A 15,947-nucleotide genomic window follows, 5' to 3' on the forward strand; every position below is an offset into this window, starting at 1 on the left:
ATCATATGAGCATTTTTTGCGCAAAAGTATGCGTGAGGTCAATATTTGAACACGCCAGTTATCCTTTACATTCCGCGATCCAGCCATGCGCGCCAGCCGCCGTACGCCGTGATCTCCAGCGCCCCTTGCAAACCATAATCCTCGCAAATGAATCCGGTCAGCCAGCGCCCGTCTTCCAGCTCAACCTTACCCAGTCCCAACGGGGCGGGAATACCGGCAAGAAATGAACCAGCTTCACTGGAGGGGAGATCCCACACTTCAACGGCTATCGCCGCCCCGTGCTGAGCATCACGTACCATGCCGGGTCGTTTACCGTCCGCCAGTGCATACAGGCGATAACGGGGCGCGCTGTGCGCGGCACCTCGCAGTATCGCGCCCCGCTGGCGCAGTTGCCCATTCAGCGCCAGACCATCAAGATGCGCGCCGCAGACGACAATCTGCATTCGATCATTCGTTGCTGTCCCCGCCGGAGCCACAAGGTCGATCTGGCGTCCGCCTGGCAACGCCAGTGACTGGTTGCGCTGGAAGGCATCGGCAAGACTCAGCAAATACTGATCGGTAAACGCGCGGCCAAACAGCGTTACGCCGGAAGGTAATCCGTTCTCCATGACCCCGGCAGGCACCGCCACTGCTGCGTAATCCAGCAGGTTCATAAAGTTGGTGTAATAGCCCAGATCCGAATTACGTTTGACCGGCTCCGCCGCCAACTCCGCCAGCATTACCGGGCGGGGATAGGTTGGCGTTAGTACGCATTCCAGATTCGCCAGAATGGCATCACAGTGCGCTTTGTAGTGCTGCAATCGGTATTGTGCATCAAACGTCGCCACCGCGTCAGTGCCGGGTGCCTTGTTCAGCACGGCACGGATCACCGGCAATACGGCCTCCGGCTGCTGTTCAATTAACGCACCGGCCACGTGGTAGCGTTCGGCGACCCAGGGCCCCTCATACAGTAGTTTCGCCGCAGCAAGAAACGGCGCAAAGTCGATAGTGACCGGCACGCCACCCAGCGCCATTAATCGTGCTTTGGCAGCGTTAAACAGCGCTTCACTCTGCGTACAGCCGAAAAACTCCAGCGTGTCCGGAACGCCAAAACGGAACCCCACTTCTGGCGTACCGAACGCCTGTGCGCCATTCCACGCCGGATTTGTCCGGCTGTAGTCGTCACGTGGATCGTGACTGGCCGTTAGTGCCAGTAACTGACTGGCTTCCGCCGCTGTGGTCGTGAAAAAAGTCACACAGTCCAGCGTACGACAGGCCGGGATCACCCCGGCCGTAGAGAGTAAACCTTTGGTGGCTTTCAGCCCGACCAGGTTATTCAGCGCAGCAGGAACGCGTCCACTACCCGCAGTGTCTGTGCCGAGCGCGAAGCTGGCGACCCCCAATGCTACCGCCAGCGAAGAACCGGCACTGGAGCCACCCGCCGGATAATCGGCATGTACGCTGTTACGGCATGCGCCGTACGGTGAGCGCGTTCCGTTTAGCCCGGTGGCGAACTGATCCAGATTGGTTTTGCCCAGCGGAATCGCACCCAGTGCAATTAACTGTGCAACGAGGGTGGCATCTTCCGTGGCGGTATAAGCGAATGCCGGGCATGCTGCCGTGGTCGCAATACCGGCGAGATCGATATTATCTTTAATGGCAAATGGCACACCGTAGAGCGGCAGCGAAGCAGGCGGAACATCATCCAGCGCCGCCAGATACGGCTCAAGCTCCTGCTCGCTGAGAATATGGATAAAGGCGTTAAAGGTCGGGTTGAGCGTGATGGCCCGCTCGCGCACGGTCATCAGCACTTCACGCGGGGTTAAACGACCATCACGGTAAGCCTGCGCCAGTACGTTAAGACGTAAATCAAAGGGATGCATCATGCTGTTTTCTCCAGAACCACTACACATTGTCCCGCACGCACCTGGCTGCCGGGCTGAACGCGCACCTGGCTTACCACGCCATTGTGCGTGGCAAGTAACGGTATCTCCATTTTCATGGACTCCAGAACCACCAGCACATCGCCTTCGCATACCGCGGCGCCCTCTTGCACATTGACCTGCCACAGGTTTCCGGAAACCGGGCTTTCCACGCCCAGTTGCCCCGCCTGCAACGGTGCGTCGTCGCCTTCATCCCCCCTCGTTTCGGCACTGTCAAAATGTGCCTGGCCACTGGCGATCCAGCGCTCACGTTCAGCGTCAAATGCGCCTTGTTGTTGGCGGCGAAACGCCGCAATCCCCGGTGCTTCATCGGCGAGAAACTGCTGATAATCCGCCAGGTTCAGGGTGGTCTGTTCAATGCGCAACGGGTAGCGTCCCAGCGGGAAGTCGCGGCGAATGGTCAGTAACTCATCAGCGGAAACCGGGTAGAAACGGATCTGATCAAAGAAGCGCAACAGCCACGGCTTACCGGCAAAATCGTCCACCGTGTGGTAGCGATTCCACATTTGCAGCGTACGGCCGACAAACTGGTAACCACCCGGCCCTTCCATGCCGTATACGCAGAGATACGCACCGCCAATGCCGACAGAGTTTTCCGCCGTCCAGGTGCGCGCCGGGTTATATTTGGTGGTCACCAGCCGGTGGCGCGGGTCGAGCGGCGTCGCCACCGGCGCGCCCAGATACACGTCCCCCAATCCCATCACCAGGTAGCGGGCATCAAACACCGTTTTGTAGACGTCATCAATGTTCGCCAGATCGTTAATCCGACGGATAAACTCAAGGTTGCTCGGACACCAGGGCGCATCGCGGCGCACGGTGGTCATGTATTTGTCGATGGCTTTCTGGCAGGCGGGGTCGTCCCACGACAGCGGTAGCCAGACCACACGCGACGGCACATCCAGGTTCTGACGCTCACACACACGGCTCCACTGTCCGGCAACGGTGTCCAGTAACGCCGCCAGAGTCAACGCCTCCGGCTGATAGTGGATTTGCAGCGACCGGATCCCCGGCGTCAGATCAATCACCCCCGGCAGCGCCAGTGCTTCCAGCGCCTGCATCAATGCATGCGCACGAAAACGCAGCACCAGATCCAGCTCCGGCTCACCAATCTCCAGCAGCAGGTGCGTATCGCCGGATAAACGCGCCACCAGGCGCTTGTCTGCCTCACCGCACTCAAGCACGATCGGCGAAGCCGGTTCTATCGGCTGCCAGGGTGTATTAATCGGTTGTAGCGCGGCGATTTGCGCGGATTCGGCCTGCGCCAGGCGGCGCGCGGTGGCAATATCCACCGGAATAAAACGCACTTTGTCACCCGCTTTCAGCTGCCCGACGGCGTGCAAATCCGCCTCTATGACGGTTACCGGGCAGACAAAACCGCCCAGGCTGGGGCCATCCGGCCCGAGGATCACCGGCATATCACCGGTAAAATCCACCGCGCCAATGGCGTACGGGTTGTCGTGAATATTCGACGGGTGCAGCCCGGCTTCGCCGCCGCTGTCGCGCACCCACTCCGGTTTCGGGCCAATCAGTCGTACCCCGGTGCGGCTGGAGTTGAAGTGCACTTCCCAATTGGTGGCAAAAAAGGTCGCCATAGAGGCCGGGGTAAAATATTCCGGTGCACCGTGCGGGCCATAAATCACCCGCAGTTCACGCACCGGGGCCAGTATCGTGTGTAATGCAGGCGGCAATTCCGCGTCCTTGCACGGCGCGGTCAGCGGCGACAGATGCAACACATCGCCGGTTTGCAGTGCGCGCCCGGCATGGCCACCAAACTGCCCCAGCGTAAAGGTGCTTTTGCTGCCCAGATAATCCGGCACGCTGAGTCCACCGCGCAGGCACAGGTAACTGCGCACGCCGTCGCCGCTGATGTCGCCTATATGCAGGATCATCCCGGCGCGTACGCGAAATACGCGATTGCTGCATACAGGCTGCCCGTCCAGCGTCAACGCAATCGGCGCTCCGGTCACGACCAGTTGCGCGTCACAGTTAAATTTCAGCGTCGGCCCACTCAGGGTGATCTCCAGCGCGGCGGCAGTGTCATCATTGCCCAACAGGCGGTTGCCCAGGCGCAGCGCGCGGCTATCCATCGGTCCGGAGGGCGGAACGCCAACGGCCCAATAACCGACACGCCCCGGATAATCCTGTACCGTAGTTTGCGTCCCGGCGCTCAGCACCTCCAGCGTGGTGGCTTGATAGCGAAGTCCTTCCAGACAACGGGTCCAGGGTTCACCGCAGGCAAAAGGCGTAAAGGTTAAAATCTGCTGCAAATAACAGCGATTGGTTTCCACGCCGTAAAGGCGGGTTTCGCCCAGGGCGGTGTGCAGCGCGCGAATGGCGGCCTCACGTGTCGGCTGCCAGGCAATGATTTTTGCCAGCATCGGGTCGAAAAAGGGCGGCACGTCGCACCCGGCTTCGACCCAACGGTCAATACGCAGGCTCTGGCGATCCTCAGCCGGAAACGCCACGTCGGTGAGCAAGCCAGGCGACGGCTGGAACTGACGGCCAGGATCTTCGGCATACACGCGCGCCTGGATGGCATGCCCGTGTGGTTTCAACCCCGCGTACAGTGTTGCCAGTGGCGGCAGTTCGCCCGCGGCCAGCGCAATCATCCAGCGAACCAGATCGACGCCCCACACCTGTTCAGTCACGCCATGTTCAACCTGCAGGCGGGTGTTTACCTCAAGAAAGTAAAAGCGTTGCGCGTCGCTGTCGTAGACAAACTCCACCGTGCCAGCGCTGCGATAACTGACCGCTTTGCCCAGTTTGATTGCGGCCGCGCACAGCGCCTCCGCCATGCCTGCGGGCAGATTCGGTGCTGGCGTCTCTTCCAGCACTTTCTGGTTGCGGCGCTGCACGGAACAATCGCGCACTCCCAGTGCAATAACCTCGCCATGGCCGTCGCCAAACAGTTGCACTTCCAGGTGACGCGCACGCTCAATGTATTTTTCGATAAACACACCGGCATCGCTGAAGTTGTTTTTCCCTAGTCGCACCACCGCATCAAAGGCCTCGCTTAATTCAGCGGCGCTATAGCAGACGCGCATACCGATACCACCACCACCCGCCGTGCTTTTTAGCATCACCGGATAACCAACACGGTTGGCGGCATGCAGCGCTTCGCCAACATCTGACAGCAATTCGGTGCCTTCCAGCATCGGCACACCATGCGCTTTCGCCAGTGCGCGAGCGGTATGTTTCAGACCAAAAACACGCAGTTGCTCAGGAGTTGGCCCAACAAACGCAATCCCTGCCGCTTCGCAAGCTTCGGCGAAAGCGGCGTTCTCCGAGAGAAAACCGTACCCCGGATGGATCGCCTGTGCGCCGCTGGCTTTGGCGGCAGCAATGATCTTTTCTGTAACCAGATAGGTATGTGCTGCCGGGCCATTGCCAAGGCTCAGCGCTTCGTCGGCTTCGCGAATGTGCAGGCTGCTGATATCCGCATCGGAATAGACGGCCACGCCGCCCACCTTCATTGCCCGCAGCGTACGCAGAATACGACAGGCAATCGCCCCACGGTTCGCGATCAGTAATTTCGTAAACATAGATCAGACTCAATGGTGGCGGGTCGTCCCGCCGACAGTCGGCTCACCGCATGGTCGTCCATGGGGAAAAATCGGTTACGACAAAATGCGCCCGGCACGAACAGCAAACAGGTGATACAGCGCCAGACGCAGGCGCTGCCAGCGGGTTGGCGTCAGTTCCATATCAGCACCTCGGCAGGCGTCGGGTTCCAGCCGTTGCAGGGGTTATTGAGCTGCGGACAGTTGGAGATCAGCACAATGACATTACACTCGGCACGCAGCTCAACGTATTTGCCCGGCGCGGAAATCCCCTCCTCAAAGGTCAGGCCACCCTGCGCGGTTACCGGCACGTTCATAAAGAAGTTGATGTTTGCGCCAATGTCGCGCTTTTGCAGGCGGCCATCGTGCAGACAGGCGCAGAGAAAATTGTCGCGACAGCTATGCATATGCCGCTTGTCCAGCGCATAACGCACGGTATTGCTCTCCTGTGCGCAAGCACCGCCAAGGGTGTCATGACGACTGCAGGTATCGGCAACAAGGGTCAGCAGCGGGTTGCCCATATTGGACCAGAGCACGCTGCCTGTGGTGAGGTAAGCGTTATTCTGGCGGCGCAGCGTCCGTTGCGGATCGTAACGCTCGCGGGGGTTGTCGGCGTTATAGAACAGCGTATCCACCGCCTGGTTACCTTCCAGATCAAGCAGACGAAGCGTCTGGCCTTTTTTCACTTCAAACAGATACGGTTCTCCTGCCGGGATCACATGGCGGAAGGCGGCGTGTGAGACCTGTTTTTCACTGACGACACTCATCATATGACTCCTTACTGGGCGAAAAGGTAGGTATTGGTGAAAGCGCGCTCGTTTTCCGGGCGCGTCAGTAAGGCGTTAATCGCCGCCTGCGGGTCTTCCGCCTGTCGCCAGCTCAGCCGTACCGGGCGTGGCGCGTACTCTGACGAGGGATCCATCGGGTGTTGCAGCGCCGTCAGCACCATCAGCACATCCATCGGTGCGAACAACTCAACGTAACTGCCGGGTTGCGAATGTGCGTGGTGGAAGCTGAACTGACCGTTGTCATCCACCGCCACTTTGCTGAAGAAATTGACCACCATCAGTAAATCTTCAAGGTTGAGATCCCATTTGCCCATTTCGATCAACAGGTTGTCTGTACCGTTACGGAAGAAACCGTTGCGCAGCTCCTGATAGCGCCCCTGTCCGTACTTTTCTGCCACTTCGGCGGCATTCAGCACTCCGCCAAAAGGATCGTGCCAGCCGCAGGTGTCGGCCGTGATCCCGGCCAGGACGCGCCCCATATCGGAGTAGAAACAGTGCCCGGCGGTCAGGCGCGCCGTGTGCTGGCCTTTTAGCGTGTCCGGCAAGTTCAGACGTTCACTTTTTTCATGGGCGTTCAGCATCATCAGGCTGACATTTGCGCCACCTTCGATGTCGGTCATACGCAGGATTTGCCCACGCTTGAGTACAAAAGAGAGGTGGCCGCCACCCGGCAGGATCTCATCCCGCAGGGTGACAGGGGTTATGTTTGTGGTCATGAATTAACTCCTTAATGCATAGACGTTATCGGGCCTCGTGCCACTCAGCGCGGAGAGCCGCGTCTCATTGAGCGGGATGTCGTAAGTGATGCGCGCGCCATACGCCTGGGGGGCGTGCGGATCGATACGCACCTTGTCGAACACCAGCAAACGGGTGCCGAGGTTGAAGCCTTCCGACAGATCGTGGGTCACCATAAAGACGGTCATGCGGGTTTCGCCCCAGAGCTGTAACAGCAGCGCATGCATATCTTTACGGATGCCGGGGTCAAGCGCGCCAAACGGCTCATCCAACAGTAAAACGCGCGGTTGCATAATGAATGCCTGGGCGATGGCCAAACGTTGCTGCATCCCACCGGAGAGTTGCGCCGGGTATTTTTGCAACGCGTGGCTGAGGCCGACTTTCTCCAGCATCTGCGCCGCCTGTTCACGCGCGGCGCGTTTTTTCGCCCCGAAGAGGCGGCCAAATAGCGGAGATTGCGGCAGTTCGATACCAATGGTGACGTTATCCAGCACCGTCAGATGTGGGAAGACAGAGTAGCGCTGAAATACCACGCCCCGACTGCTGTCCGGCTCTGCGGTCAGTGGTTTGCCATCCAGCGTGATGCTGCCGCGACTCGGCGCTTCCTGCCCAAGCAACAGACGCAGAAAGGTGGATTTGCCGCAGCCGGATGCACCGACCATTGAGCAGAACTCCCCTTCTTTTACCTGCAAATTCAGGCGTTCCAGCACCACATGGTCGCCATATTCCTGCCAGATATTGTTGATGGTGATAAAGCTCATGCCTTCCCCCCTTCCGCCCAGGGAAAACAGGTTTTGTGTAACTGACGCAGCGCAAGATCCATCAGCCATGCCAGCAAGGTGATCCACAGGACATAGGGGATAATGACGTCCATCGCCATATAGCGGCGCACAAGAAAAATGCGATACCCCAGGCCGGCAGTCGATGAGATGGCTTCCGCAGAGATCAGGAACAGCCATGCCGACCCGAGCAACAGGCGTAGCGAGGTCAGCAGCCGCGACAGTAACTGTGGCAGCACCACGCGCAGCACCAGCGTCCAGCTGTTCGCCCCCAACGTTTGCGCTTTAATCAGGATCTCCGGCGGGATCTCGCACGCGCGGTGTTCGAGGTCGCGGGCCAGCATCGGCGTGATGCCAATGACAATCAGCATCACTTTCGATAACTCATCCAGCCCAAAGACGATAAACAGCACCGGCAATATCGCCAGCGGCGGGATCATCGACAATACCGTTATCAAAGGCGACAGCGATGCCCGCCACAACGGAAACACGCCTGCGGTGACGCCAATGCACAAGCCCAGCAGCGAGGCGATACTCAGCCCGAGCAGCAAGCGCGCCAGGCTGACCAGCGTGTCCACCCAGAACAGGTATTCACCGCTGCGTTTGTCCGGGGTAAACGCCATCCGTGAGAGTGCCTCCAGCATCTGTTGCAGGCCCGGTAACAGCTTGTCCTGTGGATTAGCCTCCAGCCGTACCGCTGAGCCCATAAAATACGCGGCCAGCAGCAGGACGAAAGGCAGCAAGATGAGCATCATCCGCATACCGGAACCAGGATGGCGGTTAATCTGTCGCATGGCGAACTCCGTCAGTTATCACAGCTTGCCGGCAGCGGCCATTTTCACGAAGCTGTCATCAAAGCGCAGCTTCACGTTATTCGCATCGCCCTGCGTGACATTGCCGGGGAACGTCATGCCGATAAAATCCGCACTCTGCGCGCCGTCACCCAGCAAACCTTTTGCAAAGGAGAACGACGCCACGCGCTGCATGGTTTTCGCCAGTTCAGCCGAGGTCACAAAAGCGACGTTATCCGCCGGGGTATAGAACAGGTGGGTGGTTTTCAGTTGCGCCTGGTAACCCGGCAGATCGGTACCAGAAGCCGCCGCCATCGCATTCAGCACGTTGGTGTCTCCGGCTTTCATCAGGCCCATCATTTCGTACCATGCGCCGGTCAGCGCTTTACCCAACGCCGGGTTATCTTTCAGGGTTTCACTGTTCACCACCATCATGTCGATAAGCTCGCCCGGCACCTGCGAAGAGCTAAAGACTTCGCTGGTTTTCGGTGTGGCTTTAATGACCGACAGTTGCGGGTTCCAGGCCACAGCGGCCTGTACATTCGGCGTGGCGAAGGCCGAGACAATATCGGCATCGGAGGTGTTCACGACGGTCACATCTTTTTCCGCCAGCCCGGCTTTTTCCAGCCCGCGCACCAGCAGATAGTGAGAAACAGAGAGTTCCGGCAGGTAGACCTTCATCCCTTTCAGGTCCTTCAGCGTCTTGCCTTCGCCTTTCATCACGACGCCGTCATTGCCTTCGGAGTAACTGCCGAGGATCAGCGCCGTGCTGTCCACCCCGCCAGCAGCCGGAATCGTCAGCGCATCCATATTGGTCATGGTGCAGCCATCAAACTGGCCGGCGGTATACTGGTTAATGGATTCGATATAGTCGTTGAGCTGAACGACATTGATTTTGATGCCGTACTTGCTGGCCCATTTATCAATGATTTTGCTACTGCTGAGGGTGCCCCATGGCATCCATCCGGCATAGATGGTCCAGCAAACATTGAACTCTTTTTTGACGGCGGCAAAAGTGGGGAGACTGACCAGCATTGCCAGCGACAGCACAAGCGTGCGGAGTAAGGAAGATTTCTTCATTCTTGACCTCTGGTTGGCACAAAAAGTTAGGGGCAGCGCGACACCCAATGGTGCTGCTGTCTCCCGGGTTTTTGTCCCGCCGTGTAACCTCGCAGAGGTCGCCAGCTCTTGGACCAGACATTCACACAGGTGAACCGGAACCCTAGCCAGCTATTTTTCATGTTGTGTGTTGCACTGCACGTTTACTTTTGCAAGGCCTGTGCCAGAGTGTTTTGCCTTTTTTCTCATGATGTTAGTGATAGGCACCGCTACGCTATCCCTGTTTTGGTGAGCCACCACAAGGCAGTGCACCACGCTGGTGCTGCACGCCCGGTGGTGCAAATGTATATAGCTGGTGTATTGTTTTTAAACGATTAATCACGCGGGACGGGTATCAGCACCATGCTTAAGATTCTGGGTAAAACGACATCGATTAATGTGCGCAAGGTCCTGTGGACCTGCGAAGAGGCGGGTCTTGATTATATTCAGGAGGATTACGGCAGCGGTTTTGCCTCCACGGAAACCGACTGGTTTCGTGCGTTAAACCCGAACGCAATGGTGCCGGTACTGATCGACGGGGATTTTACACTCTGGGAATCCAACTCCATTTGCCGTTACCTGGTGCGCAAAGCCGGGCGTGACGACCTGTTACCTGGCGAGCCGCAAGCCTGCGCCAATGTCGAGCACTGGATGGACTGGCAGGCGACCGAATTTAATAACGCCTGGCGCTATGTTTTCCCGGCACTGGGACGCAAAAACCCGGCCTATAACGATCAACAGGCCATTGCCGCTGGCATTAAGGAGTGGAACCACTGCATCGGCATTCTCGAACAGCAGTTGCAACGTACCGACGCTTTTGCGGCAGGTGACTCCTTTACGCTGGCGGATGTGGTGCTGGGTCTGTCGGTCAACCGATGGAAGATGACGCCATTTGATCACCCGGATGTACCGGCCATCGACGCATGGTTTGAACGTTTAAACCAGCGCCCGGCGTTTTTGCGTCATGGGAATAATGGGATGGTGTAAATCCAGATAAAATCGTTGGCCAGTGGGGTGTGACAGGCGAGGGAATATGAAAATCAGATATGCAGAGCCGGATGAAGCAGAACAGTGCTGGTATGTCCGCAACCAGTCAATTCGTTACGGATGCGCAAACAGCTACGCCCCGGACGTGATTAAGGCATGGACGCCAGATACCCTGCCGGAACATTTTTTACGCATTATGGCGGACAACCCTTTTTTTGTAGCGAGCACATCGGATGGAGTGATTGTTGCCACCGGTTTTCTCGATCTTTCGTCAGAGAGCGTTGAGGCAATTTTCACCTTGCCGGAATATACCGGTAACGGCCTCGCAGGATTGATTATTGATGCGATTAAAAATGAAGCTCGCCAGCGCGGTATTAAACAGCTTGTTTTATCCTCGACACCCAATGCCAGAACATTTTACGAAAAGCATGGCTTTACCTTTGTGCGGGAAAACACGCATTACTCTGGCCTTGCCAAAGCAGAACTTCGTTGCATCGATATGACGTATCCGCTTCAGGCTGTTTAAAGAAAGTTGCCATAAAGGTCGATAACGGATGAATGCTTTTTACAAGGAAACCGTTCCATGCGCGGCGACAATCGGGATTTTTTGGAAATTGAAACCTCACTGGAGGCATTTTTAGCCGACGATGAGGTGCTCAATAAAATGGAAATGATCAATGGCACGATCAATGACTGGGAAAAGTGGCTGCAAATTGAGTTGCAATACTATTTTCAGTCCCACCCGCTGTTTAGCTGTGAACGGGAAAAACAGTTTTCGCTGCTGCTGCCTGGTAGCGAGAAAAAGCAGGTGATGTCCGTTGATCTGGTATTAAAACGTGAGAGCAAAAAAGCCGAACAGGATATTTACGTCGAATTAAAGTGCGTGAAAAAGCTGAGCACCCTGCGGCGCGTGTTGAATAAGGATTACACCAAATTGCAATTGCTGGCGCAGTACCAGCCAATGCGCTCTTTCTGGTGCATCGCGTTTTACTGGAATTACGATGAGAGCAATGTCGATATGGCCCCCTTCCTCGCCGGGTATAAATACGCGGTGCACAGTGCGATTGACCTCTGTGGCTGCGGTGATCCGTTGTGCGAGGAAGCGAAGATGGGGTATGTAATTATTGGTGGCAAGCGCTAAGGCTTGCCGGAAATCAGCGTACGCGGCGGGCGCGAATCGTGTTGACAATCAATGCCAGCAGCCAGGCAATCACCACCACCAGCACGATCAACATGATGGTGCTGGCGGGATCGTTACCCCACTCGTAATTGCCGGTGAGGATTTTCTTCCGCCACAGCAGTTCGAAAAGGTTATCTGACGACCATAGATAGAAATCGTTAACCGGTTTCACCTTCGCCACGATCACGAAAGCGATAATTACATACAGGATCCCCGCCAGGATCTTAAAGATTGCAGTTCGCATAATCCGCTGTTCCTTTTACGGTCACTTTGCCATAAGCCTGTAAACCATTGCCGCCGGGTACAGCGACTTTTTCACTGCGCAGTAACGCGCTTCTGACGACATTAAAATCCGGTACGCGGTAAAAAGTGATGCAGCCCCAGGACTCGCCGGAACCGTCAGGCCGTAACGGATGGAGGCGGAACTGACCGCGTTTGACGCCATTAACGAACACGCTGTCGCTCATCGTCTGCGTGCTGAATAAGCCAAACCATTGCGAATGGTCTGTGTTATTCACCCAGTCTTTCAACTCACGCAGTACACTGTTGGCAAAACTACCGCTGGGCATATCCACAATCCAGTACTCACCAACAGGGATTGAGCCGTAGTTTGAAATCCAGGCGCAGTTGGGATTATTGATATATTGCTCACGGCCCGACAACACAGAAAAACTCCCGACGCCATATACCGTAAGCGTCGCTTTGCCGCTTTTGCGCGCAGCATCGTCATAGACCATCTGCATTTGGATCACGATGTCAGACTCCCTGTAAAAACCCGGTTATTTATCATGCTGTTTTTATTGAGCCTATAAGATAATTCGAAAAAAGCACTATCGCAGAGGTAAGGCAGTTTATTGGCTACCGCACACGGGTTTACTCTTCCGTGGCGATACGTTGCAGCGCGGCCTGAAACGAGGCGGTGAACATTTCACCATGCGTCAGCCCGGGAAACAGCAAGAAGGTTGCCGCAGTGCCGTTATCGCGCAGCGTGGAAGCCGTTTCACGTATGGCGATAAGCACATCCAGGTGATTGCCCTTCTCCCTGACCCGCTGTTCGCCATCACCTTCCATCAACCAGAGTTGTTTATGGCTGACGCGTTGTTTTTCCGTATGCGTTATCTGATTCAGCAGCGCAACATTGTTATGGTCAATTGAGGGAACGGCGGTGTAGTAGGCTGTGAATATTCTCGAAGATAAATACGCATCCAGCACAAATAATCCGCCATAGGAGTGCCCCCATAATGCACGTTTATGGGGATTTATAGCGGTATGCTGCTCGACCTGGGGCGCAATGGTCTGCTCAATAAGCTGCCGAAACGCCTGGCTTCCGCCCCCCTTCCTGCCGCGAAGCACTTGTTCATTTCCCTCCGCAGGAGGTGTGTAATCCCAGGTTCTGGACTCAAGGTCAAAGGGCAGAGGCGTTTGATAACCAATAGCCACGATCACGGGCGGATTGTGTTGCGATAATGTCTGCAAAAATGCGTCAGACAACCGGTCCATCACCGCATTGCCATCCAGTAGATACACCGCCGGGTAACCCGATGCTGGCGGTGCTTTATTGGGAATTCCGGTCCACACCTTGTAATGGCGTTTGCCATCGGTGGAATCAAAAGTCCTGACGGAGAAGTGATAAAAAGCGGACCCTTTATCGGCAATATTTGGCCCCAGCGGAGACATATCAGGCCTGGCGTAACTGCTTACCGTGCAGAAGAACAAGGTAAAAAACGCCGCCAGACGTACCACGATGCGCAGATGTTCCCTGTTGCATAACTCTGGATTCATTTCCGCCCTCTCCTTGTGTCCATGACCCTACGATGAAAACGTTGCCAGCCGTGAACGTGGCAACACGTCACGCACATTAATGAGAATGATTGCTAATTGCAATATTTAAAGAGAGAAACGAGCCGGAGAGTCAGAAGAGTATCAGGGAAGGTAAATAGCCAGTGTGCTTCACTTACGGAAGTATCCTGTTAATCTGGCAGAGCGACCGTATCCTGATGCTTATGCCCCCAGTGGCCGGGTGACTTCAGAAAAAAGTCTGCCGTTCCAGGCGAATAGCGTGCCAGGGTGGAGCATTAAGGCTGGCGCGGTTATCGTTTTCATTGGTATTGACATAAGTAGCTGGAGAAACGCTTCATCGGATGCCAAAACAAAAGCAAACGCCGTTCACCTCTTAGCTGAGATAGCATTGTTAATTATGATGAATCCCAGAGAATCAACTTCCACCTCACAGTTTCGATAACGACAAAATATCATTGCAATGGCAGCAAGCTTATTTCTAATAAGTGAAATTGAATTTCTATTCATTGAAAAGGGAAAATTCACCTCGGTTACAAATATTGGGAATTAACAGTCACAGATAATAAAAGTCTTGCTTAGTATCGCTTATGTTCGTCCCGAGAAAAACTATATCAAAGGCTTTCTTGCATGCTGCATCTGTTGTCTCAGTGACTGGGAGAATAGCTATTTCAGTCCCTGACATGCAACGCTCATCAATGCGTCACAGACTGACCAACATCGTATCGTCTTCGTTGGCTGGTGCAGTAAAACAGGTATGAAATTGCCAGTAACAAGCATCACCATAATTTTGAACAGAGCTAATATAGCCAGATTTTGGGTTCCTTGAATGATGTTTGGTGTGAAGACAAGTGAAGTCGTCATTCCCGCAATTTCTGGTATCCATCTGAATAAGAAGGTTTTTCAAAATCCTACATACTTTTTAAGAAAATTGTATAATGCTATCTTCAATGGAATTGAAGATAGCAAAGGAATGGATTAAAAATGCATGGAATTGATCGACCGTTAACGATTTTCATCACTAAGAAACCCTTTAATGATCATAGCGCTGATGATATGCAATGTGGAGACATGGACGAAAAAACTCTCAAGTCAAAGTTTCATCTTCATCAGGTTTCATCATTAGTCGATTGGTCTACTTTTCACTCCCCTTATGATCATCCAGCTCTACGCAATCTCCCTGCCTATTCTAAAGAAAAAGTTATAGCTATACTTTTCGACGAACTAAGAAATCAATCACGAGCTTTCTCTTTTATCGGCACACACCAGGGTTTAATAACTAAATTAATAAATCACATGCAATATAAAAATGGTGCCGATTACAGGGACTTGCAATTGGATCAGGCTTACAATCGAATGATACTTAACGATAAATCTGATGGCAATATTTTAACTGCCATACAATATGTTCTGAGCACTCACGATTTTAATGCCAGGCAATTAAGCAAGGAATCCTTTATTGATGTATTTTCCTTAGTCCATTTGCCAAAATTTGTAGGTTGGCAAAATTGCATAAACGGTCCAGGAATATCAGTACATGATATCAACAGCACTGAAATCATTATTGAATCCATTGTATTCCAAGAAAATCGATATACTGCAACGATTCATTTCAAAGCACAGGATCATTTTGGTCTGGATCAAGAAGATATTAGCAAATTTAAATTTAAATTTAATACGATAAGTTTCTTTCGTATTTGGTTTGTCCTACAACGCTATTGCAAGTTTTCTTACAAACCTTTCTTCACTAATTTTAATGCAAGGATAACAATAAGTGGCGAAAACAATGCTTAAAAAAACATTAATCACAGGCATATTTATACTAGCAACCTGTATCCTCTGGTTGTTCTTTCTGCCCACAAAGGTTGTCAGGGTCGACAACCATTTAGTTTATCTGGATCATGCCCCCATCACCAATGAAGGTAAAATTAATTGGTGGAAGAAAAATAGAGTTCACCTTCAAGAGAAATACCATCTTATTGAAAACCCTGAGAGTTTCACGGTAGTGATCATGCGGTTTGGTGGATATAAAAGCCTGCCAACAGGCAGTAACGATGGTAGCATTGATGACTACCACTGTTTTGATGACATTAAAAATAAAGAAAACTGTGTTTACAATCATGGAATTATGATCATTAGTGGTAACTTAAATAAAAAAATATATTATGGCATTGGTAATAAAATTTATTCAGAGACACCTGGAGGCAAGTTAATATTACTTAAAGAGTAAATCACATAACGGCCACACGCAACATGTTTCATCCAGGATAAAAATAGAAAAAAACTACTATTGATGAGGATTCGCGAATG

Annotated in this window: 15 protein-coding genes and 1 riboswitch; of the genes, 5 read left to right on the forward strand and 10 right to left on the reverse strand. The window is 53.7% G+C overall.

Features of this window, described 5'->3' with window-relative positions; all coding sequences use genetic code 11:
• Positions 1–65: 65 nt before the first annotated feature.
• From atzF to GA0061071_RS08585, 7 genes are all read right to left on the reverse strand, one after another.
• Complete coding sequence (gene atzF, locus GA0061071_RS08555; RefSeq protein ID WP_088237164.1) at positions 66–1,865, reverse strand: allophanate hydrolase; 1,800 nt, start codon at positions 1,863–1,865, stop codon at positions 66–68.
• Complete coding sequence (uca, locus tag GA0061071_RS08560) at positions 1,862–5,464, reverse strand: urea carboxylase (protein ID WP_088237163.1); 3,603 nt, start codon at positions 5,462–5,464, stop codon at positions 1,862–1,864. Before uca ends, atzF begins: the two co-directional genes overlap by 4 nt.
• Positions 5,465–5,616: 152 nt before the next feature.
• Positions 5,617–6,249: an urea amidolyase associated protein UAAP2 gene (locus tag GA0061071_RS08565; RefSeq protein ID WP_088237162.1), complete on the reverse strand. Its 633-nt coding sequence runs from the start codon at positions 6,247–6,249 to the stop codon at positions 5,617–5,619.
• 11 nt (positions 6,250–6,260) lie between these two features.
• Positions 6,261–6,986: an urea amidolyase associated protein UAAP1 gene (locus GA0061071_RS08570; protein ID WP_088237161.1), complete on the reverse strand. Its 726-nt coding sequence runs from the start codon at positions 6,984–6,986 to the stop codon at positions 6,261–6,263.
• Positions 6,987–6,989: 3 nt separating this feature from the next.
• Complete coding sequence (locus GA0061071_RS08575) at positions 6,990–7,766, reverse strand: ABC transporter ATP-binding protein (RefSeq protein ID WP_088237160.1); 777 nt, start codon at positions 7,764–7,766, stop codon at positions 6,990–6,992.
• Positions 7,763–8,578 carry an ABC transporter permease gene (locus GA0061071_RS08580; protein ID WP_088237159.1) on the reverse strand — a complete coding sequence of 272 codons (816 nt, stop codon included), beginning with the start codon at positions 8,576–8,578 and terminating at the stop codon, positions 7,763–7,765. The genes GA0061071_RS08575 and GA0061071_RS08580 overlap by 4 nt, the downstream gene beginning before the upstream one ends.
• An 18-nt stretch (positions 8,579–8,596) precedes the next feature.
• Complete coding sequence (locus GA0061071_RS08585) at positions 8,597–9,655, reverse strand: putative urea ABC transporter substrate-binding protein (protein WP_088237158.1); 1,059 nt, start codon at positions 9,653–9,655, stop codon at positions 8,597–8,599.
• 58 nt (positions 9,656–9,713) lie between these two features.
• Positions 9,714–9,812: riboswitch (guanidine-I (ykkC/yxkD leader) on the reverse strand.
• A 224-nt stretch (positions 9,813–10,036) separates the two neighbouring features.
• Between GA0061071_RS08585 and GA0061071_RS08590 the strand changes: the two genes are divergently transcribed.
• Genes GA0061071_RS08590 through GA0061071_RS08600 form a run of 3 tightly spaced genes read left to right on the forward strand, consistent with a single transcriptional unit; the run spans position 10,037 to position 11,801 of the window.
• On the forward strand, positions 10,037–10,660 hold the full coding sequence (locus GA0061071_RS08590) for a glutathione S-transferase family protein (RefSeq protein ID WP_088237157.1): 624 nt from the start codon (positions 10,037–10,039) through the stop codon (positions 10,658–10,660).
• Positions 10,661–10,706: 46 nt separating this feature from the next.
• The gene (locus GA0061071_RS08595) at positions 10,707–11,186 is read left to right on the forward strand and encodes a GNAT family N-acetyltransferase (RefSeq protein WP_088237156.1); all 480 of its coding nucleotides are present in this window, start codon (positions 10,707–10,709) and stop codon (positions 11,184–11,186) included.
• 57 nt (positions 11,187–11,243) lie between these two features.
• A complete protein-coding gene (locus tag GA0061071_RS08600; RefSeq protein ID WP_088237155.1) occupies positions 11,244–11,801 on the forward strand; it encodes a hypothetical protein in 558 nt (185 codons plus the stop codon).
• 13 nt (positions 11,802–11,814) lie between these two features.
• Here GA0061071_RS08600 and GA0061071_RS08605 read toward each other — a convergent pair whose 3' ends face one another.
• The 3 genes from GA0061071_RS08605 to GA0061071_RS08615 form a co-directional block, all read right to left on the reverse strand.
• On the reverse strand, positions 11,815–12,084 hold the full coding sequence (locus GA0061071_RS08605; protein WP_061494600.1) for a hypothetical protein: 270 nt from the start codon (positions 12,082–12,084) through the stop codon (positions 11,815–11,817).
• Positions 12,065–12,583 carry a DUF2778 domain-containing protein gene (locus GA0061071_RS08610; RefSeq protein ID WP_061494599.1) on the reverse strand — a complete coding sequence of 173 codons (519 nt, stop codon included), beginning with the start codon at positions 12,581–12,583 and terminating at the stop codon, positions 12,065–12,067. Before GA0061071_RS08610 ends, GA0061071_RS08605 begins: the two co-directional genes overlap by 20 nt.
• A 130-nt stretch (positions 12,584–12,713) precedes the next feature.
• Positions 12,714–13,622 carry an alpha/beta hydrolase gene (locus GA0061071_RS08615; protein ID WP_088237153.1) on the reverse strand — a complete coding sequence of 303 codons (909 nt, stop codon included), beginning with the start codon at positions 13,620–13,622 and terminating at the stop codon, positions 12,714–12,716.
• 999 nt (positions 13,623–14,621) lie between these two features.
• Here GA0061071_RS08615 and GA0061071_RS08620 point away from each other — a divergent pair.
• Together GA0061071_RS08620 and GA0061071_RS08625 are read left to right on the forward strand one after the other, a co-directional pair.
• The gene (locus GA0061071_RS08620) at positions 14,622–15,431 is read left to right on the forward strand and encodes a DUF3289 family protein (RefSeq protein ID WP_088237152.1); all 810 of its coding nucleotides are present in this window, start codon (positions 14,622–14,624) and stop codon (positions 15,429–15,431) included.
• Positions 15,412–15,867, forward strand: coding sequence for a DUF943 family protein (locus tag GA0061071_RS08625; RefSeq protein WP_245191410.1), 456 nt, complete (start codon positions 15,412–15,414; stop codon positions 15,865–15,867). The genes GA0061071_RS08620 and GA0061071_RS08625 overlap by 20 nt, the downstream gene beginning before the upstream one ends.
• Positions 15,868–15,947: the final 80 nt, after the last annotated feature.

Origin of the sequence: Kosakonia oryzendophytica (assembly GCF_900094925.1) — a bacterium.
GTDB lineage: Bacteria > Pseudomonadota > Gammaproteobacteria > Enterobacterales > Enterobacteriaceae > Kosakonia > Kosakonia oryzendophytica.

Coding starts and splice junctions, on each gene's coding strand:
- atzF (WP_088237164.1), bottom strand. CDS start 1,865: ATGATGCATCCCTTTGATTTACGTCTTAACGTACTGGCGCAGGCTTAC.
- GA0061071_RS08615 (WP_088237153.1), bottom strand. CDS start 13,622: ATGAATCCAGAGTTATGCAACAGGGAACATCTGCGCATCGTGGTACGT.
- GA0061071_RS08605 (WP_061494600.1), bottom strand. CDS start 12,084: ATGCGAACTGCAATCTTTAAGATCCTGGCGGGGATCCTGTATGTAATT.
- GA0061071_RS08600 (WP_088237155.1), top strand. CDS start 11,244: ATGCGCGGCGACAATCGGGATTTTTTGGAAATTGAAACCTCACTGGAG.
- GA0061071_RS08565 (WP_088237162.1), bottom strand. CDS start 6,249: ATGAGTGTCGTCAGTGAAAAACAGGTCTCACACGCCGCCTTCCGCCAT.
- GA0061071_RS08580 (WP_088237159.1), bottom strand. CDS start 8,578: ATGCGACAGATTAACCGCCATCCTGGTTCCGGTATGCGGATGATGCTC.
- GA0061071_RS08575 (WP_088237160.1), bottom strand. CDS start 7,766: ATGAGCTTTATCACCATCAACAATATCTGGCAGGAATATGGCGACCAT.
- GA0061071_RS08620 (WP_088237152.1), top strand. CDS start 14,622: ATGCATGGAATTGATCGACCGTTAACGATTTTCATCACTAAGAAACCC.
- GA0061071_RS08570 (WP_088237161.1), bottom strand. CDS start 6,986: ATGACCACAAACATAACCCCTGTCACCCTGCGGGATGAGATCCTGCCG.
- GA0061071_RS08595 (WP_088237156.1), top strand. CDS start 10,707: ATGAAAATCAGATATGCAGAGCCGGATGAAGCAGAACAGTGCTGGTAT.
- uca (WP_088237163.1), bottom strand. CDS start 5,464: ATGTTTACGAAATTACTGATCGCGAACCGTGGGGCGATTGCCTGTCGT.
- GA0061071_RS08610 (WP_061494599.1), bottom strand. CDS start 12,583: ATGCAGATGGTCTATGACGATGCTGCGCGCAAAAGCGGCAAAGCGACG.
- GA0061071_RS08590 (WP_088237157.1), top strand. CDS start 10,037: ATGCTTAAGATTCTGGGTAAAACGACATCGATTAATGTGCGCAAGGTC.
- GA0061071_RS08585 (WP_088237158.1), bottom strand. CDS start 9,655: ATGAAGAAATCTTCCTTACTCCGCACGCTTGTGCTGTCGCTGGCAATG.